The organism is Streptomyces sp. NPDC058674 (assembly GCF_042716505.1).
GTDB lineage: Bacteria > Actinomycetota > Actinomycetes > Streptomycetales > Streptomycetaceae > Streptomyces.
In genome coordinates this window covers 1-23049 of record NZ_JBHXSC010000050.1, presented here as the reverse complement: position 1 = coordinate 23049, position 23049 = coordinate 1, and the positions used below count along the sequence as shown (strand labels likewise).

Sequence of the window (23049 nt, the reverse complement as noted above, 5' to 3'; positions counted from 1 at the left end):
CCCCACTCCTCGGCCCCCATCCTGCCAGCTCACCGGCCTGGCTCGGCCTCTCACGCAAAGATCACCACCGGTGGGGTCGATTACCGGCCGCTGGAGGCCGAGAACAGCGCCCACACGGTCTTGCCGGGGGCTTCCTTCCGTGGCTCCACGCCCCAGGCGTCCGCCAGCGCCTCGACGAGCAGTAGCCCGCGCCCCGACTCCCCATCGAAGCAGGGGGCGGAGAGGGCGGGCAGTCGCTCACCACGGGTGTCGCTCACCTCCACGCGCAGCACCCCGGCTTCGCCCTCGGTGAGCCGGAGCAGGAATTCCCGGTCCGGGACGCGGCCGTGCCGTACGGCGTTGGCGGCGAGCTCGGCCGTGACGAGCGTCACCGCGTCGTTCACGGGTGCGCCGTACGGGTGGCCCCAGGCGTGCAGCTGGTGGGAGACCAGCCGGCGGGCGAGGCGGGCGCCGCGCGGGGTGGAGGTGAGCCGCAGGGTGAAGTCACGGGGCGGGAGCAGGTCGGTGATCGTCATGCGGATGACGGTGGAGGGTGAGGAGTGGCGGCGGCCAGGTCTGCGGCCAGGACGGTGGGGCTTTGTCGCAGCAGGGAGCGGCTGCTGTCGGACGTGTACGGGCGGAGGCGTTGCCGTCACGTCGGAGCAGGAGCGAAGATCATCCAGGTGCTCTGGGCGGTGCGGGGAACACGGGGGTGGTGGCGCATGACCGGGTACGACGGCCTGTCCGGCGGAGTCTCGGTGGCGGCGGGCGAGGGTCTCGACGCGGGCGTGGCGGAAGTCCGCGACCTACTCGCGGACGCCCCGGACCTGGCGGAACGGCTGGGGGCATGGCGGGACGGCACGGGGGTGTCTCCCGGCGCCCTGCTCGTCCTCACGATCGCGTTGCGGGCCACCGAGGCGTGGACCGCACAGCAGATCAACGAGCTGGTGCGGCCGCTCGTGACCCATGGCGGTGATCGCCCGCCGAGCAGCGGCGACCTCACGGGGGCGACGCGACGGATCATGCGCCTGGTCCGGACCAGGCCCGCCCCTGCCCTGCTGCGTCCGGCCTTGGCCGCCCGCCGGGACGTGCTGCTCGCCTCCCGGTCCGGGCGGCGGGGCCTTGCCGAGGACGCGGCCACCCCGTGGGGCCCGCCGAGCGGCCTGCCTCTGGTCCCCGCGCAGCCCCGCCCGGCCCAGGACCGGGCCTTGGCCGGGCTGTTCAGCGCGGTTCGCACACCGCTTGCCGTGCCGGACCTGGGGGCCAGCCAGGCGGGTGCACCATGGCGGGGCCGCGACGGCATGGCGTTTCCCCAGGCGCCGGGGTGGATGTCGAGGGCGCTGCTGTACGGGGGCGAGGAGCAGGGGCGCCGGGTGCTGGGGGCGGTGCCGTGGTGGTACGGAACCGTGGACACCCTCCTCCAGCGGGACGCCGTATGGCGTCCGCGCGATGCCGCAGGACTGAGGGAGCTGGTCTCGTTCTCCCTCCACCAGGACCGGTTCGCCGTATTCAGCGTGGCGTTCCCGCAGGCTGTCCGGAAGGCCGCCGGTCCGGTGGAGTTCTCGTACACGTACGACCTGTACGAGCCGTGGGACACGGCGGAGTTGACGCTCGCCGTGCGGGCGGGGTGCGCCCGTCTCGATGTGCTGCACATCGACGGGGACGAAGGACTGCCGCAGGTGCGGCGCACGCTGCTGCTGGAATTCCCGCCGGACGTGGTGGGCGGTCCGGCGGCCGAGGCGCTGGAGGCCGCGCTGGGCCGCCATGGCGACCTGAGCCGCGTACTGCCGCCGCGGAACGGCGCGCAGGCGCAGTTCCGGGCGGCGGACCGGGTGAAGTCGCGGGACCTGGCGGAGACCCTCGATCTCCTGGAAGGCCTGCCTAGCGTGCCGCGCGAACGGCGGGTCCCGCTGCGCAAGGCGTTGCGGAGGCTGGAGGAGCTGCGGGTGGAGCGGGCCGAGCGGCGGTACGAGGCGCCGGGCCGACCGCTGCCGTACCGCCTGCAGAGGAGCCTCCAGAAGGCCGAACTGGAGGTCGGCACGCTGGCGGATGCACCGCCGGGTGCGGATCCGGAGCCGCTGGCGCGCGCTCTGTCCGTCCTGGGCTCGGACGACCGCGCCTTGGCGCATCTGCTGGTGGGCGGAGAGGGCCCGCGCGTCGTATGGGCGCGTACGGCCCACGGTCAGGCGCGTTCGGGGATGCTCACGGCCCCGGACTTCGACTTGGAGGGGTTCGCCAGGTGCGTCGCGGGGTGGGTGCGGGGCGGATATCCGGGCGAGGGCCGACGAGCGGCGGAGCTGCTGCTCGTCCCGTTGTTGGAGCGTCTGGTGCAGACCCTGCGGGAGGAGGAGGGCGTACGGCACCTCGTGCTCAGCCCTTCCAGCCTGTTCGCGCTGCTGCCGCTGCACGCGGCACCGGTCCCGTCGCTGGGCGCGGACCGGCTGCTGGCCGACTGCTTCCGCACGGTCTCGTACGCGCCGTCGCTCGCGTCGCTGACCGGACTGGTGCGCCGCCCGCTCGTGCTTCCGGCTCCGCCCGCGTTCCTCTCGTACGGAGCGGATTTGCGCGGACTGGCCATGGAGCGGGCGGTGCTGCGGCGCCTGTACGGGGGTGGCCTGGAGGTGTACACCGGGTCCGGTGCCACCCCGGCCGCGGTGCTGGACGCCGGCCGGACGGCGGGCACGCTGCACATCGCCTCGCACGGCGAGACGGCAGCCGACCCGTACGCGAGCGGGCTACGGCTGTCGGCCGGGGGCGGCGGGGACCCGTACGACGGCCGGCTCACGCTGGGGCGCGTGCTGCGGGAGGGCAACTTCGACGCGGCGCAACTGACGGTGTTGTCCAACTGCTCTTCCGGCACGCACACGCAGACGCGGCTGGGTCTGGAGCGCTGCCGGACGCTCGATACGGCGTTCCACGCGCGAGGAGTGCGGGTGGTGCTGTCCACGCTGTGGCCGCTGTCGGATGTGGTGGCGCCGGTGTTCTCGGCGGTGCTGCATGCGCAGCTGCGGGCGGACCGGTCGTACGGGGAGTCGTTCGGGGCGGCGGTGGGGTACCTCCGGGACCGGGGGTGGGAGCGGCCGCCGGAGGACGTGGTGGGGTACGCGGCGGAGGATGCGCTGGGGTTTGCGGACGGGGAGTGGCGGAGGCGCCTGCGTGACTTCGAGCGATATCACCGGGACGACTGGGCTCAGGAGTGGGCTTGTTGGAAGGCGAGCGGTCTGTTGTGGTGATGCGGGTATCGCCCTGGGCTGCTGCTCCGCCCGTTCAGATGCAGCTACGACTGCGACTACGCGAGGTGGCCATGACCGGCTCTCCCCTTTCTCCCTCGTTCAAGGACACGGCCCCTGGCGGCGGAGGCCGGCCGCACATCCCGTGGACGCATGCCGATCTGGCGGAGCTGGGGCGTTCGGGGGTACAGATCGCTGCGGACGGTCTGCGACCTGCTGGATGTCCTGTGCCGGGCCCCTGAGGTGCCGGTCAGTACGACGCGGCTGCTGCCTGAGCTGGGGGTGACGCGGAACGAGCTGGGCGGGAGGCTTTCGTACCTGAGCCGGTGGACCTTCGAGGAGCGCGGACGCGGCAACTGGCCGCTGATGTGGGCCGAAGTCCCGAGCGAGGAAACGCAGTTCGTGGACGAGTGCAGCTACGTGGTGACGCAGGTGATGGCTGAGGCTTGGGCTGGCACGCGGAGGGTTTGAGCGCCGGTCCACTCACTCGGTGGAACTCTGTCTGATCCGCCGCGGGCGGTGCGGATACGCGCATAGCCTGCGCGGCAGGGCAGGCGGGCGCGGTGAGGGGTGCGGCGATGGGGACGGACGTCGAGGACGGCAGGCAAGAAGACTCCGGGACGGCGTTCCTGCGGTGCTTCGGGCGGCAGATGAAGCTGCTGCGGGAGGTGGCGGGACTGACGCAGGCGGAGTTGGGTGACAGGGTCGGGTACGGGGAGGGGCTCGTCGCGTCGGTCGAGCAGGGGCGGCGGATTCCTAAGCCGGAGATGATCGACGCGGTGGATGACGCGGTGGGTGGACGGGGGCTGCTGCAGGCGATGAAGGAAGAGGTCGCGCGGGCTCGGTATCCCGGCTTCTTCCGAGACGCCGCCCGTCTGGAGGCCGAGGCTGTTGAACTGCATGTGTATGCGAACCACGCGGTTCCGGGGCTCTTGCAGACGGAGGAGTACGCCCGGGCGGTCTTCGCGATGTGGCGCCCCCTCCTCAGCGAGGAGATCATCGAGCAACGGCTGGCGGCTCGACTGGCCCGTCAGCAGATCTTCTCGCGCAAGTCCGCTCCGCTGATGAGCTTCGTCATCGAGGAAGTGGTACTCCACCGCCCCATCGGCGGACCCGATGCCCTGCGCGGTCAGCTGGAACAGATTCTGCTGGTCGGCCACGCACGGAACGTCGAGATCCAGGTCATGCCAACGTCTTGCGACGATCACGCCGGGCTCTGCGGTCCGTTCACCTTGATCGAGACGTCAGGTCAGCGGAGGATCGCATACGTTGAGGTGCAGGAGGACAGCCGCTTGCTCACGGAGCGGAAGCCGGTGCGCTCTCTCGAAGCCCGATACGGGATTATTCGAGCTCAGGCGCTGACCCCACGTGAATCGCTGGCGCACATCGAGAAGTTGCTGGGAGAGCTATGAAGGTGGATGAGTCCGGCCAGTCGGCATCCGGCCTGGCCTGGGTCAAGAGCAGCTACAGCAGTGGCGCCGGGGGCGAGTGCGTTGAGGTGGCCAGTGCGACGAGATCGGTCCATGTCCGGGACTCAAAGCGGCCCGAGGGGCCGACGCTGGCGGTTGGGGCGGACCGCTGGGCCGCCTTCGTCGCGTTCGCGGCGCGGGACTGAACAAAGGGGTGGGCTGCTTCCTCCGTGGAGGAAGCAGCCCACCCCTTCATCACGCTACTCGGCCTTCTTACGGCCGCCCCGCGCCTTCTTCTCCGGGCGCCAGGCGGTCAGGTCATCGGCCGAGAGGCCGTGCTTTGCGCGCTGCTCGTCCAGGTACGCCTGGTACTCCTCGGACGGTGTGCCGTCCCACTCCGCATCGAATTCACCGTGCCACTGGTGGACCCACGGCATGACCTCCTGGAGTCCGGCGAGGAGCGGGGTGATGCGCTCGGTCCCCCAGCCCGCCTCGTCCGTACGGTCGTTGACAAGGTTGATCAGGGCCTGGGCCTGGTCCTTGTGGTCCCATCCGGCCCATCCGAGCAGAATCGTGGGGTCGGAGTCGGGGCCGGCGTCCGGGTAGGAGATGAAGCGTTCCTTGGGGACGTCGAGCTTGCCGCGGTGCGACCAGTAGGAGTGCTTGAGGAAGTCAGCGGAGCTGTACTTCGGCGGTACGGCGATATCGAGCCGCTGCCCGGTTCGGTCCTCCTCGCGCTGGAGGTCCCAGGTCTTCTCCCACTGGGCGCGCTTGCGGAGACCGGAGTCCTTGTAGCGCAGCGCGGCGATGTACGGGACGTGCTCGGCTGAGACGACGTCCGCGAGGACGGTCGCGAGGGAGGCATCCCGCTTGCCGAGGTGGTCGGCAGCGTAAAGGGCGGCGACGGCCTGGACGTCCTCGTCGTTGCGGAGGCCGTCGGCGAGCTGCGAGACGGTGAGGGTTCGGGGCTGCCGGAAGCCGTCGCGGGACACGAACCACAGGTCCTCGCGCTCGCAAGCGTCGAGGAGCCAGGTTCGCAGGGCGGCGTTCTCCTTCTTCTCCCAGGTCTCGGACGCCCAGCGTCGCTTGCATTCGGGGCGCTCGATGAGGGCGATGTCCTTGCGGGACTCGATGAGGTCGATCCGGGCCTGGACGATCGACTTGTAGGCATCAGGCCAATGATCGGGGATCTCGGTGATCGCTGTGGACCCGTGCCGCGCGAACCATGCGGTGTCAGCCTCCCCGGCGGCAGCCCTTCGGGCAAGCACGATCTCGAAGGCGCGTTCCCCGAGCGAAATTTCGGGCACATCGTTTGCGTCGGTGACGGTGGCACGGGCTACTTCACGAGCGCTGAGCAGACCGTATGCACCGTACACGGTCCAGTCCAGCTCCTCTTGGAGTGTGAGCATGCGAGCACGGATGCGGGTGTGCGCATCGCACGCCTCACCGAGCCGACTACGGGTTGGTGACCCGGATGCGGTTACGGCAGACGGTTCGTGCGTGGCTAGCTCTTGCGCGAACGAATCAAGGGCACGGGCAAGTTCGAGTGGCAACTCGGCAACAAGGGGGAATTCCTGAAGCTTAGTGCCAGTGAACTCGTACCGCTCCTCCCATTCCTCGTCTTGCAGACCTCGCCCGAGGCCGCTGCCGCCCTTGCCCTGGCTTACCTGCTTGAGCCAGAAGCAAGCCGTCGACGAGTTCAGCACCCCCAACAGCTCCAGATGCTGCTCCTCCGTAGCCCCCACCGGCAACTTGATTACCGGTGCGGACTGCTTGAAGACCCTTCCACCCCGGTCCAGCACGAAATGATTATGCGTCGCCACGAACGACAGAATGATGCCCCACTTGTGAGCACCCTCATCCTTAGGTAGCTGATGCCACTCGAACCAAGGGCGACCCTCTTCAAAGTAGGTTCGCTTGCTGAACGTTGCCCGGTTGCCGAGTTCCGTACGGCTCGGCCAAAGCCAGGCCAGCGCGTTCTCTAGATGAGCCTCCAGCATGCGTTCATGCTGAGGTGAGTAAGGAAAGAGAGCCCACAATCCCTCCTCCTCGTTCCAGTCGCGCACTTCATCGCCAACAACGATTCTCCGGACCGACCCGTCAGACATACCTGCTCGCTCGAAAATCGCCCTCGGCGCAATCATTGCGTCGTCGGCACCAGGGATACCGAATACCCCGATCCGGAAGGCTCGTTCGTTTAGGCGCGATTGCCCCATCAGCTCAACCTGCTCAAACAGGGCGCCAGCACCACCGCCGCTCAGCGACCACGGATGTTCCGCATACTTGGCGCGTTCGATGTCCTCAACCGACACCCACTCTGATTCGCTCCCCGGCGACCCGATCTGGCCCTTGATTGCCAGCCAAACCTCCCCCTGCGCTGGATCCTCCGGCTGGCTCGGCTCCCCTCGAACGCCAAGCACCGCTCGAATCAGTTGCGCCTGCCGTGCCACCTGATTTCGCCCCGCCAGGATCACCGTCGGCGTCCCGTGCCCCGGAATGTAAGCGCCAGACGTGTCGATGACGTGCGACAGCTCCACTCCCGGGAAGTGGCGCTTTCGCTTCGTCTGCGGGTCCTTGTACTCACCGCCCTGGAAAAAGGACTCGATCAGTACCTTGCCGAACTCCCGCTTCATGAAGGAGTTCGACGTGATCTGCCCCGTGAATCCACCGTTGCGCTGGTCGCCACCCGCGCGGATGGCCAGCTCGAAGACCCGCTGTGCGAACGGCACCGACAGCGCGTACTTGCCCGCGCAGGCGAAGTACACATCCCGATAGTTCTCGTTCTCCTGCTTGTCCTTGACCGTGATGTACGGCGGGTTTGCCACCACCACGTGGTAGCTGCCGCGTCCCAGCAGGTCCACCCGCTCCGCGAACTCCGCCACGTCCTCCGTGCGGTAAAGGAACGGCCCCTCCTGCTCACCCCCGAGCATCAGCTCAGGGAGCACGTCCTCCGCCCGCCCCGCATCCCGCCCATGCAGCAGCGAGTCCCCCACCGCCACATGGATCGGCAGCTCCGGGGCCTTCCGCAGCTCCCGCACCCCGCACGCCTTCAGCGCAGCCACCAGCAGCCGGAAGCGGGCGATCGCCGCCGCGAAGGGGTTCTTGTCGGCGCCGTGGACGGAATCCAGGGCCCGGCGGACCAGGACCCAGCCATCGGTGCCCGGCTCCACCTCGCGCCACTTCGCCAGGAGGCGCTCGAACATGCCCAGCAGGAAGTGGCCCGAGCCGCACGCCGGGTCGATGCACCGCAGGCCCCGCGGGTCCTCGCCCTCCCAAGCCGCCGGCTTGTGCTTCCAGACCGGGTCGAGGCCGAACTCCTCCACCGCCGGTTCCAGTGTCAGGTCGAGGATGAACTCCTCCACGAACTCCGGCGTCTGCAGCAGCGCGTACGTCTTCCGCGCGTGCTCGCTTAGGTCTTGGTACAGGTCGCCCAGGAAACGCGTGTCCAGCTCCGCGTCCGTGAAGTCGTAGCGGATCTCGCCGTCCGCACCCCGCTCCCGCCAGAACGCGAGCAACCCGCTGGCCGCCTCGTAGCCCGGGTCCAGCTCCCACAGCGGGTTGTGCTCACGGTCGAAGAGGCTGGCCACTGTCGGATTGCTTGCCGCGAGTGCCTTGAAGGATGCCGTCAGCCAGTCGCGGTCGTTGTGCTCCGGGTTGGCGCGGAAGTACTCCGCGTGACGGTCCTCCGCCTCCGCGAGCCGCTCCCCCGGCCCCGAGAGCCACGCGTCCGGCACCAGCCCGTTGTCCTCGCAGAACCGCACGAACACGCACGCCAGCACCCACGCCGCCGCGACCTGCGTCACCCGCTCGTCGCGCCACGTCTCGTACGTCGCCGCGGTCCGCTGGGCCCCGTACGCGGACTCGTACTCGCTCCGGAGCGCCCTGCGGAACTCCTCGACCGAGTCGGTCCGACCGCGCAGGTCGTCCTCAAGGATCCCCACCTGCTTCTGCAGGTCCTTGAGCAGTGCGGCCTTGTCCACCAGCGGCGCCTTTCCCTCGTCACAGCCGTTGCCCCGTACCGCGACGGCATATCCGCTCATCCTGCCAGGCCGGAGGCGCTTTCCGTCCTGGTATGGGAACCCCGGGGCTCCCGAGATCAGAGATCTACGACTGGACCTTCGGCACGCCGCCCTTACGCCCGATGGAGAACGCGATCCGGTACACGTCCGGCAGGTCGATCCGGCCGTCCTTGCGCCGCCGCATCACGCCCAGCGCGATCAGTTCGTCGATCAGGCGCACGTAGTCGTCCGCGTATCGCGGCCCGGTACGGACCTCCGCGCCGTTCCCATTCGCGTTGGCTCGGGCCGCCTCCCGCTGGAGGACCGACGTCAGGCCGTACTCGTTCCACCGGTCCAACACCAGGGTCTGGTCGATCGGCACCTGCTGGCCGGCCAGCGGGTCGATGGCCGTGTGGACCCACGGCATGTCCTCGCGGATCTCACCGACACGCGTCTGCGAGGCCGACTGGACCCCCCGGCGGATTCCCTCGTGGTGGATGGCGTACTCGTGCGCCGCGTAGTTCCCGCGCGTTTCGTCCACGGCCATGCCGAGGGCGTTGAGGAAGCTGCGGGGGCTGACCTGCTCGACGCCGTCCATGAGGTGGTTGGGGAGCCAGGTGTAGGTGATCCCCTTGCGGAAGTTCGCTCCCATGTAGGGGCCCGCGAGGACGCTGAAGGTATCGGCCTGGGTTCCCTGGTCGCCGAGCAGCGTCGACGGCAGCAGGTGCCGGCCGTGCGTGTGCTCGGCCCAGCCGCCGGTCAGGGCGCGGAAACGCCGCGACTCCTCGCTGTCGTGGTTGCCGAGGTAGTGGAAGAACAGGCCGTACAGGTTGGTCGTGGACCACTTCAGACTCGCGGCGTTCGCGGTCAGCTTGGACGCGTCGGGGAAGTGGAGCAGAGCGCCGTCGAACATGTCGGGGCGGATGAAGATCTTGCAGCGGATGTTCCTGGTGCCGAGCCGCATCTCCAGTGCGAGCTGGAGGATTCCGGCGACCAGGCGGTCGGCCTGCGCTCGGTCACGGTGGAGGTGCTCCAGGGCATCGAAGAGCACAAGCTTCGTGATCTTTTCAGTCTGAGCTTCCTTGTCGGCCTGCGCGATCGTCCGGTCCCGCTCTCCTGGATGTTCCTGCACCCAGGCGATGCGCTCCTTCCAGCCCACCAGATCCCGGAGCTGCGGCTGTCCGAGCGCCACCAGCAGGACGGCGTTCCAGAGGTCGTACGGCCGGACACCCGCGTCGACGAGGCTGGCCAGCTCACCTGGGCCCGGATACAGATCAGGGGCCAGCTGCGCGCCGTAGCCCTGGGAGACCTGCAGGTGCCGGAGCCTCTCGATTCGGTACTCCTCGGCGGCGACGTCCCGCAGCTGGTCGTCAAGGAGCGACCGGTACCAGAAGGTCTTGCCCACTCCGCGGCCACCCCGGACCACCGTGGTGTCCACGTGCAGCGCCAGTCGGTGGCTGTCCGGCGTGAAGAGAGTGGACAACGAAGGCTCGACCGTGTCCGCGTCCTGGGCCGGCGGGAGCGCCAAGCTCAGCAGGTCGCGGTATTCCTCGGGGCCGAGCGGGGTGGTCATCGCGGTCCTTCGATCATCAGGTTGGTGGCGGTCTCAAGGAAGGAAGCGTACGCAGTCCGGACGAACGATGCGCCTTCCCAGCCCGGCGTCGAGGCGGCGTCGAGGCCGACAAGCTCGAGGGTGAACAGCACCGGGATCGGCGCATGGGGTGCGGAGTCGTCCTCGGGGCTCGGGTTGAAGCCCGAGGCGTCGTCTGCGGCAAGATCGTCGTAGAGGACGGAGAAGCACGACCAGGCGTGATCGCGGAACGACTCCAGGTACTCGGCTCGGGGACGATCAGGAGAGTCCGGGACCATCGAGGCGACCATTCGCAACTTCTCCCGGATCGCCGGCGCCTGCCCGGACGATCGCCAGGCCGTGAAGAGGTCGCGGTAGCCGGCCCAGGTCTGGCCGTTGTCGCTGCCGAACAGCAGGGCGAGGTCGCAGAGGCGGGAGATCGCGACGGCCGCGATGTCGTGGATGCCGGCCCGGCTGTCGATGAGTACGACATCGGGACGCCGACTCTGCCGGGCCACGGCGTCCTCGCAGGCGCGGACCGCCGCCTCCAGCCGGTCGGCGAAGCCGGACATGCCGTGGGCGGGTACGTCGGCATAGACACGGTTGAGCTTGTCGACATACGCGTACTCGGTGCCCTCTGCTCCGCGCCCGCGGGCGGGTGCGACCCACAGTTCGCCGTTGCCCTGGACGGGGACGTGAGTGGCCGGTGCGACGAGGTCCAGACCCTCCTCGTTGCCGAGGGCCGACTCGACGAGCTGGTCGACGATCCCGTACTGGGGCAGCTGGTCCTCGGCGACGAGCAGTGGACCGGAGCCGGGTGATTCGAGGTCCAGATCGACGACGAGCACGCAGTGGTCTTGGTCCGCGAGGTGCTTGGCCAGCATGAAGGTGGCGGTGGAACGGCCTACGCCGCCCTTGAAGCCGTAGAGCGCGGTGCGCGAGGTACGGACGCCGTCCGAGTCCGCTGCCGGGGTGCTGACCTTGGCCCAGTCCTCACCGACGACGGTGTTGTCGAGCCAGCTGATGCGGCCCTGCCCGGGGCCGGGGACATAGCCGAACTCGTCGGCCGCGCGGGGCGAAGCCAGGAGTGCGTCCGGCTGGAAGAGGCCGGATGCGAGCAGGAGGGGGCGTTCGGCCGCGTACCGGCCGAGACTGGTGACGAGCTGTTCCTGCCATGCGTCGGCCTGCGCCCGGTCGACACCACCGCCGGTCCGGTCGTCCAGGAGCAGGGAGAACCGGCCGAGGAGGTCCCGTACGAGCAGGACGTCGACACCGGTTGCGGCCGCGGCACGGGCAACAGCCTGGGCGAGGGGGCGCGCCTGGTCGAAGCGGACCGGGTCGTTGGGGAAGGTCACGTGAGAACTCCGACGATGAGCGCCTGCTCGTGCAGGCTGAGTATCTGTTCGGCCGCGGCGCGGCGGTCGCTTACCTGGGCCGGGTCGACGGAGGCTCCATCGAGGTAGCGGTCCTCTGGCGACCAGTCGGCGAACGGCTGCCACGCACTGATGACACCGGACAGTATGGTTCCGCCCCGGCCGTGCATCTGCAGCGCCGCGGCGGCCAGCATGGGCTCGGTGTCGGTCTGGAGGGACGGAAAGTGTCCCAGGAACCTGGGCTTGCCGTTCTGCTTGGGCAGCCAGGGCCTGTTGTGCGGCTCCACCGAGACCAGGTTGTTCCGGATCAGCAGGCTCTTGACCGCGCACTCGGCGACGAAGCCGTAATGGTGGTCCGCGTTGGGGAGTCGGCCGTCTTCGTGCAGGTAGACCGCGTCGTCGTGGTGACGCAACGCGGCACTCGCGTAGTGGTCTTGCAGAGTGGTCTCGGGCACATCCGGATCCTATGCGGCGCCGCCCCCGAGCAGGGCGGCGCCCTCACCATCAGGCACCCTGACGATCAGGCTCCCTGCCGCAGCTCCTTGAGGAACAGCCTGTCCAGCACGGCCCACTCCGTCGCCCGGTCCACGACTTCGACGGTGCGGCCGTCCAGGGACGGTGACTGCTTCGGGTCTTCCATCGGGCACAGCCACCACAGGCCGTGCGGGAGGTCCGCCGGGCGGCGGGCTGACTGCTGCAGGGCCGTCAGGAGGTCGCGGCCGCCGCCGTCCCAGTACCGGGCCAGGAGGCCGGCGTTGTGGACGAACAGAACGGCCTTCGTGCCCGCAGCCTCGGCGCGGGAGACCAGCCGCTCGGCGAGGCGCTCGGTCACCACCTGGGTGTAGGAGCGCAGCGCCGCACCGAGTTCACCGGTCTCCGTGAACCTGGCGTCGGCCCGTAGCACCGCCTGCCACTTCTTGCCCCGTTCCTCCACCAGGCCGCGGAACACCTCCAGGAACTCCGCATTCAGGTCCACCCGTGCGACACCGAACTCGACCGCCACGGCATCCGCCGTACCGGGCAGCTCGGTGCCCTTGACGGTCAGTGCCAGGAAGCCTCCCCGTCGTGCCGCCGCGGTGAGCCGGGCGCGGAGGATCGCCTGCGGGTCCCGTCCCGCGGACGCTGCCGCCTGGGCTTCGGCGGTGAGCACGCTGGTACGCGTGTAGCTGAGGCTCGACCAGTGGTTCGGCTCCTTGACGGGCGGGAAGAACCGCTTACGTTCATGGTGGTAGGACAGCGGGAACTGTGCCTCACCCAATGCCTCTTCGAGCTCGACGTGGGTCGGTTCTGCAGCGGCACCCAACAGAGGAAAGCGGGCCTGGACCCGCGCCAGCAGCTCCCGGGGCGAGATGCCCTGGTCGTTGCGGACTCCTGCGGCTGCCTGGGAGATGCGCAGGGCGCGGGCGAGTTGCAGGTCGGTCGGGTAGAGCTCAAGCCGCGGTGAGGCCGCCACACCCTTGGCCACGGCCGCCGCGAGGGCGACCAGCCGCGTGTCCGCCAGGGGCGGCATGCCTTCCGGGGCCGGTACGGCGCGCAGCTCGCGGACCACCGTGGCGCGGCCGGGGAGTGGGTCGCGGCCCGCAAGGTCCTCGGCGGTCACGCCCAGAGCGGCGGCGTGGGCTGCCAGCTCCTCAGGGGTCGGATCGTCGGTGCCCGGCAGGGAGTCGAGGGCGAGCAGCACGCTGGAGCCGCGGCGCAGGATCTCCAGGCGCGGCTCGTCTCCTTCGCGGTCGTCACCGCGTCGGCGCGCCTCGGTCTCGGCCGCTGCCCGCACCACGGCCAGCGCCTTCGCCATGGTTTGCCCGGGGGTGTCGTCGCCTGCGCCGTGGCGGACGCGGAGCTCGGCGGCGGCCTCCTGGACGGTCATCACACGGCCGGATTCGGCGAGGACCTGCACCAGCTCGTCGCGGATCTGGGAGATCCACTGGGCCTGCGCCCATTCCTCGACCGCGGCAGTCTGGTGCCTGGAGACCGTTGCCTGGCTGATCCCGAGTTGCCTGGCGATCGCGACCTGCGCGGGCCACACGTCCAGGGCAGAGGTGCCGGAAAGGCCGAGGGTCAGGCGGACCGCCTCGGGGCGGAGGTTGCCCTTGCGGGCAGGCGCCGGCTCCAGGCGTGCTGCGAGCGCGTCCACGGACTCGAACCGTACGCCGAGGACGTCATCCGTCTCGCTCTGTCCTGCCGGGTCGGCCGCCGGAGCGATGCGGCGCAGTGCACTCCACTGCTTGTGGCGGCGGTTGAGCTCCTTGCGTACGAGGGCTCCGGCGCCCCGGGCGCGGGAGATCGTATGCGGAGGGATGTCGAGCAGCGTCCCGACGGTGGTGGCGCCCAGGCTCGCAGCGACGGAGGCGGCCCGCGGGGACAGTCCCGCCGCGTCCAGTGCGGTCGTCAACTCGGCTGCAGCCGCAGCGTGGTCACGCGCCTCGTCGGTCGTGGCGACCCCGGCCCCCATGGTGGCCGGTGTGGTGACGGGCGGCGCCGAGTCTGCGGTGCGGAAGAGCTGCCGCCAGGCGTCCTGCATCTGCTGGAGCGTGTCGAAGCGGTGGTCGAGGTCCCGGTGCAGGGCCCTCCGGAAGAAAGTGGTGAGCCCGTCCTGCAGCCCAGGCTCGAACAGTTCCCCTGCGATGTAGAGCTCAGCATGGGGGACCGTACGCGGGTCGATCTGGCCGTCTCCCCAGACGGGGCGCACACCCGATGCCATCTCGTGCAGGGTCACGGCGGCGGCGTACCACTCGGCGTGGTCGTCGAAGCGGGGCCGGCGCGTGTCGCCGAGGAACGGGTCCAGGTAGCCCCTCGTCCCCGCGCCGATCTCGCGGTCGGGCACGTCCGCGAGGGAGAAGTCGAACAGCATCAGCTGCCAGGAACCGTCGTTGCGCTTGAAGAGGCCCAGGTTGTCCGGCTTGATGTCCCGGTGCCGGATCCCCTTTGCCGCCAGCTGGTCGAGGCCGAGGAACAGGTCGTTGCCGTACCGCTCCAGTTGGTCGTATGTGAGCCGGCCCTCACCGCGGAGCCTTGCGCCCAGGCTCAGTTCGCCTGCGTACTCGATCTCCAGGAGAGTGTGTCCGCCGAGTTCCCGGGGTTCCTCCAGGAGTCGCACGATCCGACCGCCGCCGATCTCCTTGAGCGCCCGGGCCTCCGCGAAGAGACGGGCGTCCTTCTGCCGGTCGAGGGCGACCTTGAACACGCGTTGTTCCCGGACCGGCTCTCCGGCGGGCCCGTCCTCGTCGTCGACGGGCCGGTCCACCAGGAGTGCGCGGGCGGTGGCGCCGGTGCCGAGGACTCGCTTCACCGTCCACGTGTCGTCGAGCGGCTGGCCCGGAAGCACGGTGAGTGGGTCCGCGGCCGGGAGGCCGGGCTGTTCGGGGATGACGGAGTCCTGCTCCGCCTGGTCGAGAAGATCGAGGAAGCGGTCGGCAGAATCGATGCGGGCGTTGACGTCGGCGCGGGTGGCCTGGAACACGAGGTCGTCCAGGGCTGCGGAGATCCCGTCGGCGACGGCGTAAGGGTGCAGGCCGCCCTCGGCAGCCAGCCGGTCGATCAGAGAGCTGCGACGGTCTGCGGGCGCTTCCCCTGTCAGCAGCAGATAGGCGAGAGTGCCGAGGCCGAAGAGGTCCAGGTCGACGGGGTCCGCGAACTCCTGGTCGGTCTCCGGGGCCAGGTAGACGCGGGCGGCGTCCGTGATGAGGCCCGCGTCCAGTGCGGTGCCGGCAAGTGAGGTCAGGCCGCTTGTCTCGAAGTCGCGGGCCGCCGTCTGCCAGTCAGCGATCCGGATGACGGGGTCCGCGCCGTCCTGCTTCGCGGTGACGTAGACGGAGCGTGCGGCGAGCGCACGGTGGTAGAGCGAGCGGTTGTGTGCGTAGCGCACCGCCTCGGCGAGCTGACGCACGAGATCGAGGCGCATCTCGGGGGTGAGGCGGCCGCCGTAGGCGTCGAGGTAGGCATCGAGACGAAGGTCGGAGTGGCGGTGGCGGAAGAGGATCGCCGGGCCGCCCTGGTGTTCGCGGATCTGGGCCGCCTGCGCGATGCCGCGGTGGTTGATGCCCTGGAGCACTTGGTACTCGCGGCGTGCTGCCCGGTCTGCGGCACGTTTTTCGGTGTCCCCGACAGCCTGCCCTACGAGGTAGATGCGTACGCGGCCCTCTTCCTGGACGAGGCCGTCGTCGCGTACGGCGAGCCGGTCCTCCCAGCCCGGCCCGACGTCCAGCGCGCGCGGCTCCAGCTTCCAGTCGTCACCGAACCTCAGGTGGGCGACGGAATGGCTGATCCCTATGCGCTGGATCCACTTTTCGAGAAGCTGCGCTGTGTGCGAGGTGACACGCCAGCTCTCTCGTTCGGGGGGAAGCCCCAGCAGGTCGTCCCAGATCTTGGCGAGTCCGCTGGACCCGTCGTTGAGGCCGTAGACACCGGTGCGCTGGAACTCGTCGAGCTCGCTGATCAATCCGGCCCCGTGGAGGAAGACGGCGGGTTTGACGAACGGCACGTCGCGCGGATCGTCACCGCAGGCGCGAGCGGCCCGCTCAAGTTGGTTCTTCAGCTCTTTGGTCTTGATGTCCGTGAGATGAAGGGGGTTCTTGAGGGTGCGCACCCGGTCGGCATGGAATTGCCAGGTGTCTCCGTGATTGACGACCCGGCCCGGGTGGCCCTTCAGCTCGAGGAGATAGAGGCCGCCCGGTACGGCGATCAGCAGATCGCACTCGTTGATGCGCCCCGAGGCGGCGGTGAAAGAGAAGGTCGCCCAGGCGCTGTACGGCTCGGTCTTGGGCATCAGGCGACGGATGTGGTCGAGTCCGTCCTGCTCCCACGCGAACCCGGACCTCCGCGGCTGGAACCAGCGCTCCCTGCTCAGCGGCGGACCGGGCTTGGGGGCGGGGGGCCGAGCTGCCGGCGTCACCGTGGGACCTCCAGGGTGTCTGGTACGTGGTGGACACGGGGGATTCGGATGGCGACTTTACCCGCGACCGGTGACACGTGGGCCGGGACGGAGATCATTCTTGGACGGCGGCCTAAGCGGGCTGGTTTCGGTGGCCGCAGGAAGACCCTGCTGCCACTCTGTCCGCGAACGATCGAGGTGGCAGATGAGCAAGGATGTGGCATCCGACGAGTCCGGGGCGATCGACAGCGAGGTGCTCGTCCACGGCTGGGACGAAGATGAAGAGGAGTGGGACGAGGAACGTCCCGAGAACTTCGAAGACCGCCAGCAGGTGGCGCGAGCCATTGCGCTTGCCGAGAAGGAGCCCGGCAAAGGTGTCCCCAGGCTTCTCGGGATGCTGACCGACACGGATCTCGATGAGAACGGGGACTTCGAGCTGCGTTCGGATGCCATGGCGCACCTGCGCGGCATGGGAGGTCCGGCAGAGCAAGCCGCCATGTGGGTGGTCGAGTACGCGCACACCGTCTACGACCTGACTGCGATCTACATGAACTCCGGCTCTGCATCTGCTCCGCCGGACAGAGACCGCAGTCCCGAGGAGCGACGTAAGGAGACGATCAGTTCGCTCGCCTTCCTGACTTCAGCGAGGGAGCTGGACGAGAATTTGCGCTGGCGGGCGATCGACGGGTACCTCGCAGCGACGGGTACGAGCGGGTACCGGCAGCTGAGCGAGATCGCGCCTGACATCTCCCTGGACCGGGCCGTGTACGGATACGGCTGCGGCGACGACCAGTTCACGGGCAATCTGCGGAACCTGATCGCCCAGGACGGCGACCAACCCCTCGCTCTGCGCATCAAAGCCATCGAGCTGCTCTGGGAGGACAGTCCTGGTGCTGCAGCCGGCGGCCTGGCGAGCGTCCTGGAAGCTCTTCCGATGGGTGACCGGTCGCCGGTCGACTTGGTGCACGCGCTCAGCGGGATGACCCGAGAAGAGATCGAAATCCTCCTCGACGGGCTCGAAGGGGACGAGTTCAGTCGCGCGGACAGCCGTTTCCACAGTTCTGTTCTCGATGCCCTCGACGCTGCACACGAGATGTGTCCGTCGGGGAGCCTCGGTGAGGTCTTCCACACATGGACGCGCGAGGCGGTCGTCAGATGGGGGCGTGGAGCGGAGCCGAAGGGCCGTCTCGACGCATCCGAGAAGGTCGCCCTGACTCGGCTCGCCGCACGGTACGCCCAAGTCCGGTCCGTGACCTTCACCGACGGATGCGCGGCCCAGGCAGACCTCTTCCAGGGGATCTCCGATGGGGATGACATCTGGGAGGAGTTCACCGTGGGTGATGCGTGTCGGATGGCTTTGCACGCATCGCCCGACGTGCGATGCGTCCTGCGGGTCGTACCGACGGCCCGGCCCGGAGTGCGCGCCTGGCAGTTGGCCGTCGAGGAGCGGGACCCCCACGGCCTCGAAGTCTTTACGGGTGAGATCACCGAGCTCGGGGAGCGCAGCAGCGTCGATCTCCCGGATCGGCTGATGGCTCAGGCCGACCGGGTCCGGTTGCTGTTCGAAGGCATCGCGGAGCTCTCCTGAGCATCCGGGGCAGGGGGCCAGGCCCCGGGGACCCCCCCGGGGCCAGGCCCCCTGCCGACCTGTGCGCCGGTCAGTCGCGGGTCGCGGCTATGGCGGCCACGCGGCCGCGGACCAGGAACCAGCCGCCGACCAGGGCGGCGCCGATCAGCGGGACGAACGTGACCGTGGTGCGGCCCACGCCGCCGTCGCACCACATCAGGACCAGCACGGCGAGGAGGAAGGCCAGGGTCACGAGCTGGGTGTACGGGGCCCACGGGAGGCGGTAGGCGGGGCGCTCCAGGAGGCCCTGCTTCGCGCGGCGCCAGAAGTGGAGCGAGCAGAGCATGACCATCGCCCAGGTGCCCAGGATGCCGAGCGAGGCGAAGTTCAGCACGATCTCGAAGGCCTCCTCCTCCATGAAGTAGTTCAGGCCGACACCCGCGACGCCGAAGGCGGCGGTGAAGAGGACGCCGCCGTAGGGGACCTTGCCCTTGTTCATGACGCCGGTGAACTTCGGGGCTGAGCCGGCGAGGGACATCGAGCGCAGGATGCGGCCGGTGGAGTAGAGGCCCGAGTTCAGGCTGGAGAGGGCCGCCGTCAGGACGACGAGGTTCATGATGCCGGCGGCGCCGGGCACGCCGAGCTTGTCGAAGACGGTGACGAAGGGGCTCTGGTCGGAGGAGTACGCGGTGTACGGCAGCAGCAGGGCCAGGAGGACGACCGAGCCGACGTAGAAGATGCCGACGCGCCACATGATCGAGTTGATGGCCTTGGGCATGATCTTCTCGGGGTTCTCGGTCTCGCCCGCGGCGACCCCGCAGAGCTCGACGGAGGCGTACGCGAAGACCACGCCCTGGACGACCAGGAGCATCGGGAGGACGCCGACGGGGAACAGGCCGCCGTTGTCGGTGACGGAGGACAGGCCCGGGGTGTGGCCGTCGATCGGGTGGCTGGTCGCCACGAGCCAGACGCCGACCACCAGGAAGACGACCAGGGCGGCGACCTTGACCAGGGAGAACCAGAACTCCATCTCGCCGAAGTACTTCACCGAGATCAGGTTCGCGGTGAGGACGACGGCGAGGGCGACGAAGGCGAGGACCCACTGGGGGACGTCGGTGAACAGCGACCAGAAGTGGGCGTACGTCGCGGCGGCCGTGATGTCGGCGACGGTGGTCGTGGACCAGTTCAGGAAGTAGAGCCAGCCGGCCGTGTAGGCGCCCTTCTCCCCCATGAACTCGCGCGCGTAGGAGACGAAGGCTCCGGAGGAGGGCCGGTAGAGGACGAGCTCGCCGAGGGCCCGGACGACGAAGAAGGCGAAGACTCCGCACACCGCGTAGGCGATGGCGAGGGAGGGGCCGGCTCCGGCGAGGCGGCCGCCCGCGCCGAGGAACAGGCCCGTGCCTATCGCCCCGCCGATCGCGATCATGTTGATGTGGCGGGACTTGAGGTCCTTGCTGTAGCCCTCGTCGCCGGCGTCGACATGCCGGGTGGACGCCGGGGCGGGGGCCTCGGCCAAGGTGCGGTCACTCATGTACGACTTCGCCTTCGTGGATCGGACAGGCAGGTCCGGACCGCGCGCCGGGGGCGGCTTGGTGTCCCCCGTGGTGCGGTCCGGGCGTTTTGCTCGCACCAGGAGACCACGGGGCTCCGGTACCCGCCAAAATCGACCCCATGCGCACGGAAGCCCCCGACGACCTTGGAAAGGGGTGTCGGGGGCTCCCGTGGGGCTGGAAAGCGAGGTCAGTCGCCGGTGGTGCCGTCTGCGGCCTGGTCGAGGCGGAAGGCCTCGTTGCCCAGGCCGATGCGGGCGTGCACCTCGGGCCGGCGGCTGCGCAGCACGGTTCCGTAGAGCAGGCCGGCCACGACGGCGGCGCCGATGATCCCCGGCAGGGCCCAGCTGAGCGCGGAGCCTTCCGCGGCGCCGACCAGGACGCCGAAGTCCTTGACGGTGTAGACGGCGATGCCGAGCAGCGCGAGGCCGGCGGCGCCGGCCGCGACGAGGCGCCAGACCTGGGCGCGGGCGGTGCCGCGGCGGACGAAGAAGGCGATGACGGCGAAGGAGGCGGCGGCCATCAGGAGGGTGATGCCGAGGGCGCCGACGCTGCCCATCCACGTGAAGAGGTGCAGCACGGGGGCGGTCGGGTCGCCGGCGGGCAGGTCGTCGGTGGCCGCGAAGGCGATCACGACGAGGGTGGCGATGCCGGTCTGGAGCAGGGAGCCGGTGCCGGGGGCGCCGGTGCCGGGGTTGGTGCGGCCGAAGGCGGCCGGGAGCAGGCCCTCGCGCCCCATGGCGAAGGCGTAGCGGGCGACCACGTTGTGGAAGCTGAGCACGGCCGCGAACATGCCCGTCACGAAGAGGACGTGCAGGACGTCGGTGAAGGTGGCGCCGAGGCGGCTCTCCGTGAGCTGGAAGAGCAGGCCGGGGCCGGCCTCGGCGGAGGTCCGGACGACCTCGGCGGGGCCGGTGGCGACGGTCAGGGCCCAGGCGCTGAAGGCGAAGAACAGGGCGACGAAGCCGACGGCGAGGAACATCACCCGGGACACGACGATGTGCGGCTTGCTGGTCTCCTCGGCGTACACCGGGGACTGCTCGAAGCCGACGAAGGCGGCGATGCAGAAGCACAGGGCGGTGCCGAGGCCGGCGCCGCCGAGGGTTTCGGGGTTGAAGGCGTGGAGCGAGAGGCCTTCGGGGCCGGGCTCGCCGAGGGCGGCCACGTCGAAGATGACGACGAGGGCGCACTCGATGAGCAGGAGGACGCCGAGGACCTTGGCGTTGAGGTCGATCTTCAGCCAGCCCAGGGCGCCGGTGGCGGCGACGGCGATCAGGGCCGGGACCCACCAGGCCAGCTCGATGTCCAGGTAGGTGGCGAACAGGCCGGAGATCTCGAAGCCGAGGATGCCGTAGACGCCGACCTGCATGGCGCTGTACGCGACGAGCGCGACGAGGGAGGCGCCGGCGCCGGCGGTGGGGCCGAGACCTCGGGCGATGTAGGCGTAGAAGGCCCCGGCGTTGTGGACGTGGCGGCTCATCTCGGCGTAGCCGATGCTGAAGAGCGCCAGGACGATGCCGAGGATGACGAAGAGCAGCGGCTGGCCGACGATGCCCATGACGCCGAAGGTCGTGGGCATGACCCCGGCGACGACCATCAGGGGCGCGCTGGCGGCGAGCACGGACAGCAGCAGGCCGGCGGTGCCGAGGCGGTCGGCGCGCAGGGCGCGGTCCTGGCCCTTGTACGTGCGTATCTCGGGCGGGTCTTGCAGCGTGGTCGATCTACCCGTCGGCATGGCGGAGTCCTTTCGGGGCGCTGGTCTTTCGGGGGTGTGGTCAGGAGGTGCCGAGCGCGGCACTGCGCGCCGCGAGGAAGGCCTTGTGCGGGTCGAGGTCCGGATAGGACCAGGGGGCGCGGGTGGCGTGGCTGCCGATCCGGTGGAAGAGGGCGGCGGCCTCGGCGGGGCGGCCCTCGCAGAGCTTGGCGTGGGCGAGGAAGTTGAGGTCGACCCGGTTGCGGGGGTGGTCCTCGCGCTCCCACTCCAGCCACCAGTCGAACGCGGAGCGCAGGACCTGGCGGGCCCGGCGTCCGGACCAGTGGTCGGCGGCGCGGCCGGGGCCGTGGCCGTGGACGGCGGCGAGCACCCGGTAGCGCTCGGCGTGCGCGATGACGGGGAGCACGGCGAGCGGCGAATCGGCCGGGGACTCCTCGGCGGCCCAGGCCGCGAAGTCGTAGACCTCGTGGAGCGGGTCCTGGCCGGCGGCGCAGGCGCGTTCGGCCAGTCGGGCGACCATCAGGTGGTGGGCGTGGTGGTGCTCGCGGTGGCGGGCGCGGACCTGGTCGAAGTGGCGGCTGAACTCCTCCTCGGTGCCGAAGGCGCGGGAGAGGAGGAGCAGGCCGAGCCAGGGGGTCGGGTCCGCGGGCAGCAGGGCGGCGGCGCGGCGGCAGGCTTCCTCGGCGGCCGCGGGCGGGCCCTTGCGGCGCACGGCGTTGAAGACGGCGGCGCAGGCCAGGAGGGTGGCGGCGTCGGCGCTGTCCGGCTCGGCGAGCAGCCATTCGCGGGCCCAGGCGGTGGCCGCCGGGGTTTCGGCGAGGACGACGATCCGGTGGCCGCGGCGGTCCCAGTCGTCGCCGGTGCCGACGAGGAGGGAGCGGGCCTTGGCCCACCGGCCCTGGGTGAACTGGGCGCGGACGTCGACGAGTTCGACGTCGCACAGGGCGGCGTCGAAGAGCTGGGCATCGCGCTTGCGGGCGCGGCCGAGGGGCGGCGGAGGTGGGGACATCCGCGGTTTTCCCTCCAGGACGCGGGCGGACGAGCGTGAGCACTGGCCGGATCGCGTGCACGGTGCACACGACTGGTCCGGCCGGGGGTCTGGGGATCGTGCCGGTGAGCGAACCGGTGATCACGGACAGCAAAGCGGTACGCACAGCTCCGAGTCAAGGTCCAGTCCACTGCGTGGCGGGTTTCAACTGCTCGGGCGGCGGTGCGAGTTGGGTCGGTTGTACCGGTTGGTAAGGCGTTGGCCCGGGCTCGGGGAGCCCGGGCCGGGACCGCTTACGACGGTCTGCCGCCGCACCCGCCGGGCCCCCCGTCCGCCGCGCCCGCCATGGGCGGAGGCCGCGCTGAGCGGGGCGAAGACCGCGGCGACGGCGGGGCCGGCGGAAGCGGGGCGGTCGGCGGGGCGCGGCCCGGGCGGGGCGGTGGTCCGTACCGGTGGACACGGGTGGGCGGCCGGCGGCCGTCGTGGAGGTGACCGGACGATGGCGGCGCGGCCGTCCGACGCGGGCCGGGAGCCCGCGCCGGACGAGGGCGGGCCGTACGCGCCGGTGGCCGAATGGCGCCCGGCGCACGAGCCGTTCCGGCACGGCGAATCCGTCAGGACGGCCGACGGTACCCGCCCCCGCGCGGTGGACGACGGCACCCGGACGGTGACGGGGCGCGGTTCCGGACCGCGGAACGGCCGACCCGGAACCCGGGCCGGCCCGCCCCGGGGCGGCGGGGCCGGCCGGGGCAGCGGGGCCGGCCGGGGCAGCGGGGCCGGCCGGGGCGGCGGGCCCCAGCC

General features: G+C 70.2%; 14 protein-coding genes. 5 read left to right on the top strand and 9 right to left on the bottom strand.

The window, feature by feature from the left end:
- Nucleotides 1-80: 80 nt before the first annotated feature.
- Nucleotides 81-515 carry an ATP-binding protein gene (locus ACFWU6_RS23610; RefSeq protein WP_383982916.1) on the bottom strand — a complete coding sequence of 145 codons (435 nt, stop codon included), beginning with the start codon at nucleotides 513-515 and terminating at the stop codon, nucleotides 81-83.
- Nucleotides 516-701: 186 nt separating this feature from the next.
- Here ACFWU6_RS23610 and ACFWU6_RS23605 point away from each other — a divergent pair, with 186 nt between their 5' ends.
- From ACFWU6_RS23605 to ACFWU6_RS23590, 4 genes are all read left to right on the top strand, one after another.
- Entirely contained in the window at nucleotides 702-3212 is a 2511-nt protein-coding gene (locus tag ACFWU6_RS23605; RefSeq protein ID WP_383982914.1) for a CHAT domain-containing protein, read from the top strand.
- Between the two features lie 150 nt (nucleotides 3213-3362).
- Nucleotides 3363-3680, top strand: a complete 318-nt coding sequence (locus tag ACFWU6_RS23600) for a hypothetical protein (protein ID WP_383982912.1) — start codon at nucleotides 3363-3365, stop codon at nucleotides 3678-3680.
- Nucleotides 3681-3787: 107 nt separating this feature from the next.
- A complete protein-coding gene (locus ACFWU6_RS23595) occupies nucleotides 3788-4621 on the top strand; it encodes a Scr1 family TA system antitoxin-like transcriptional regulator (protein WP_383982910.1) in 834 nt (277 codons plus the stop codon).
- Nucleotides 4618-4824 (top strand): DUF397 domain-containing protein, encoded by a 207-nt coding sequence (locus ACFWU6_RS23590; RefSeq protein WP_383982908.1) that lies wholly within the window; start codon nucleotides 4618-4620, stop codon nucleotides 4822-4824. Before ACFWU6_RS23595 ends, ACFWU6_RS23590 begins: the two co-directional genes overlap by 4 nt.
- Nucleotides 4825-4878: 54 nt before the next feature.
- On the opposite strand, the gene pglX is transcribed toward ACFWU6_RS23590, so the two are convergent.
- The 5 genes from pglX to pglW all read right to left on the bottom strand — a co-directional run bounded on the left by pglX (nucleotide 4879) and on the right by pglW (nucleotide 16450).
- Nucleotides 4879-8658, bottom strand: coding sequence for a BREX-2 system adenine-specific DNA-methyltransferase PglX (pglX, locus tag ACFWU6_RS23585; protein WP_383982905.1), 3780 nt, complete (start codon nucleotides 8656-8658; stop codon nucleotides 4879-4881).
- Between the two features lie 64 nt (nucleotides 8659-8722).
- Nucleotides 8723-10189: a hypothetical protein gene (locus tag ACFWU6_RS23580; RefSeq protein ID WP_383982903.1), complete on the bottom strand. Its 1467-nt coding sequence runs from the start codon at nucleotides 10187-10189 to the stop codon at nucleotides 8723-8725.
- Nucleotides 10186-11541 (bottom strand): ParA family protein, encoded by a 1356-nt coding sequence (locus ACFWU6_RS23575; protein WP_383982901.1) that lies wholly within the window; start codon nucleotides 11539-11541, stop codon nucleotides 10186-10188. The genes ACFWU6_RS23580 and ACFWU6_RS23575 overlap by 4 nt, the downstream gene beginning before the upstream one ends.
- Nucleotides 11538-12014: a hypothetical protein gene (locus ACFWU6_RS23570; protein ID WP_383982899.1), complete on the bottom strand. Its 477-nt coding sequence runs from the start codon at nucleotides 12012-12014 to the stop codon at nucleotides 11538-11540. Before ACFWU6_RS23570 ends, ACFWU6_RS23575 begins: the two co-directional genes overlap by 4 nt.
- A 65-nt stretch (nucleotides 12015-12079) precedes the next feature.
- Nucleotides 12080-16450 (bottom strand): BREX system serine/threonine kinase PglW, encoded by a 4371-nt coding sequence (pglW, locus tag ACFWU6_RS23565; protein ID WP_383982897.1) that lies wholly within the window; start codon nucleotides 16448-16450, stop codon nucleotides 12080-12082.
- Between the two features lie 184 nt (nucleotides 16451-16634).
- Here pglW and ACFWU6_RS23560 point away from each other — a divergent pair, with 184 nt between their 5' ends.
- Nucleotides 16635-18017 carry a hypothetical protein gene (locus tag ACFWU6_RS23560; RefSeq protein WP_383982895.1) on the top strand — a complete coding sequence of 461 codons (1383 nt, stop codon included), beginning with the start codon at nucleotides 16635-16637 and terminating at the stop codon, nucleotides 18015-18017.
- Between the two features lie 70 nt (nucleotides 18018-18087).
- On the opposite strand, the gene ACFWU6_RS23555 is transcribed toward ACFWU6_RS23560, so the two are convergent.
- The 3 genes from ACFWU6_RS23555 to ACFWU6_RS23545 all read right to left on the bottom strand — a co-directional run bounded on the left by ACFWU6_RS23555 (nucleotide 18088) and on the right by ACFWU6_RS23545 (nucleotide 22269).
- Entirely contained in the window at nucleotides 18088-19527 is a 1440-nt protein-coding gene (locus ACFWU6_RS23555) for an amino acid permease (RefSeq protein WP_383812616.1), read from the bottom strand.
- Between the two features lie 209 nt (nucleotides 19528-19736).
- A complete protein-coding gene (locus ACFWU6_RS23550) occupies nucleotides 19737-21281 on the bottom strand; it encodes an APC family permease (protein WP_383812618.1) in 1545 nt (514 codons plus the stop codon).
- Between the two features lie 40 nt (nucleotides 21282-21321).
- Entirely contained in the window at nucleotides 21322-22269 is a 948-nt protein-coding gene (locus ACFWU6_RS23545; protein WP_383812620.1) for a hypothetical protein, read from the bottom strand.
- Nucleotides 22270-23049 lie beyond the last annotated feature (780 nt).

Bases quoted from the DNA above. Each gene is read 5' to 3' on its own strand.
- ACFWU6_RS23545 (WP_383812620.1), bottom strand. From the start codon at position 22,269: ATGTCCCCACCTCCGCCGCCCCTCGGCCGCGCCCGCAAGCGCGATGCC.
- ACFWU6_RS23605 (WP_383982914.1), top strand. From the start codon at position 702: ATGACCGGGTACGACGGCCTGTCCGGCGGAGTCTCGGTGGCGGCGGGC.
- ACFWU6_RS23580 (WP_383982903.1), bottom strand. From the start codon at position 10,189: ATGACCACCCCGCTCGGCCCCGAGGAATACCGCGACCTGCTGAGCTTG.
- ACFWU6_RS23610 (WP_383982916.1), bottom strand. From the start codon at position 515: ATGACGATCACCGACCTGCTCCCGCCCCGTGACTTCACCCTGCGGCTC.
- ACFWU6_RS23595 (WP_383982910.1), top strand. From the start codon at position 3,788: ATGGGGACGGACGTCGAGGACGGCAGGCAAGAAGACTCCGGGACGGCG.
- ACFWU6_RS23600 (WP_383982912.1), top strand. From the start codon at position 3,363: ATGCCGATCTGGCGGAGCTGGGGCGTTCGGGGGTACAGATCGCTGCGG.
- ACFWU6_RS23550 (WP_383812618.1), bottom strand. From the start codon at position 21,281: ATGCCGACGGGTAGATCGACCACGCTGCAAGACCCGCCCGAGATACGC.
- ACFWU6_RS23560 (WP_383982895.1), top strand. From the start codon at position 16,635: ATGAGCAAGGATGTGGCATCCGACGAGTCCGGGGCGATCGACAGCGAG.
- pglX (WP_383982905.1), bottom strand. From the start codon at position 8,658: ATGAGCGGATATGCCGTCGCGGTACGGGGCAACGGCTGTGACGAGGGA.
- ACFWU6_RS23555 (WP_383812616.1), bottom strand. From the start codon at position 19,527: ATGAGTGACCGCACCTTGGCCGAGGCCCCCGCCCCGGCGTCCACCCGG.
- ACFWU6_RS23590 (WP_383982908.1), top strand. From the start codon at position 4,618: ATGAAGGTGGATGAGTCCGGCCAGTCGGCATCCGGCCTGGCCTGGGTC.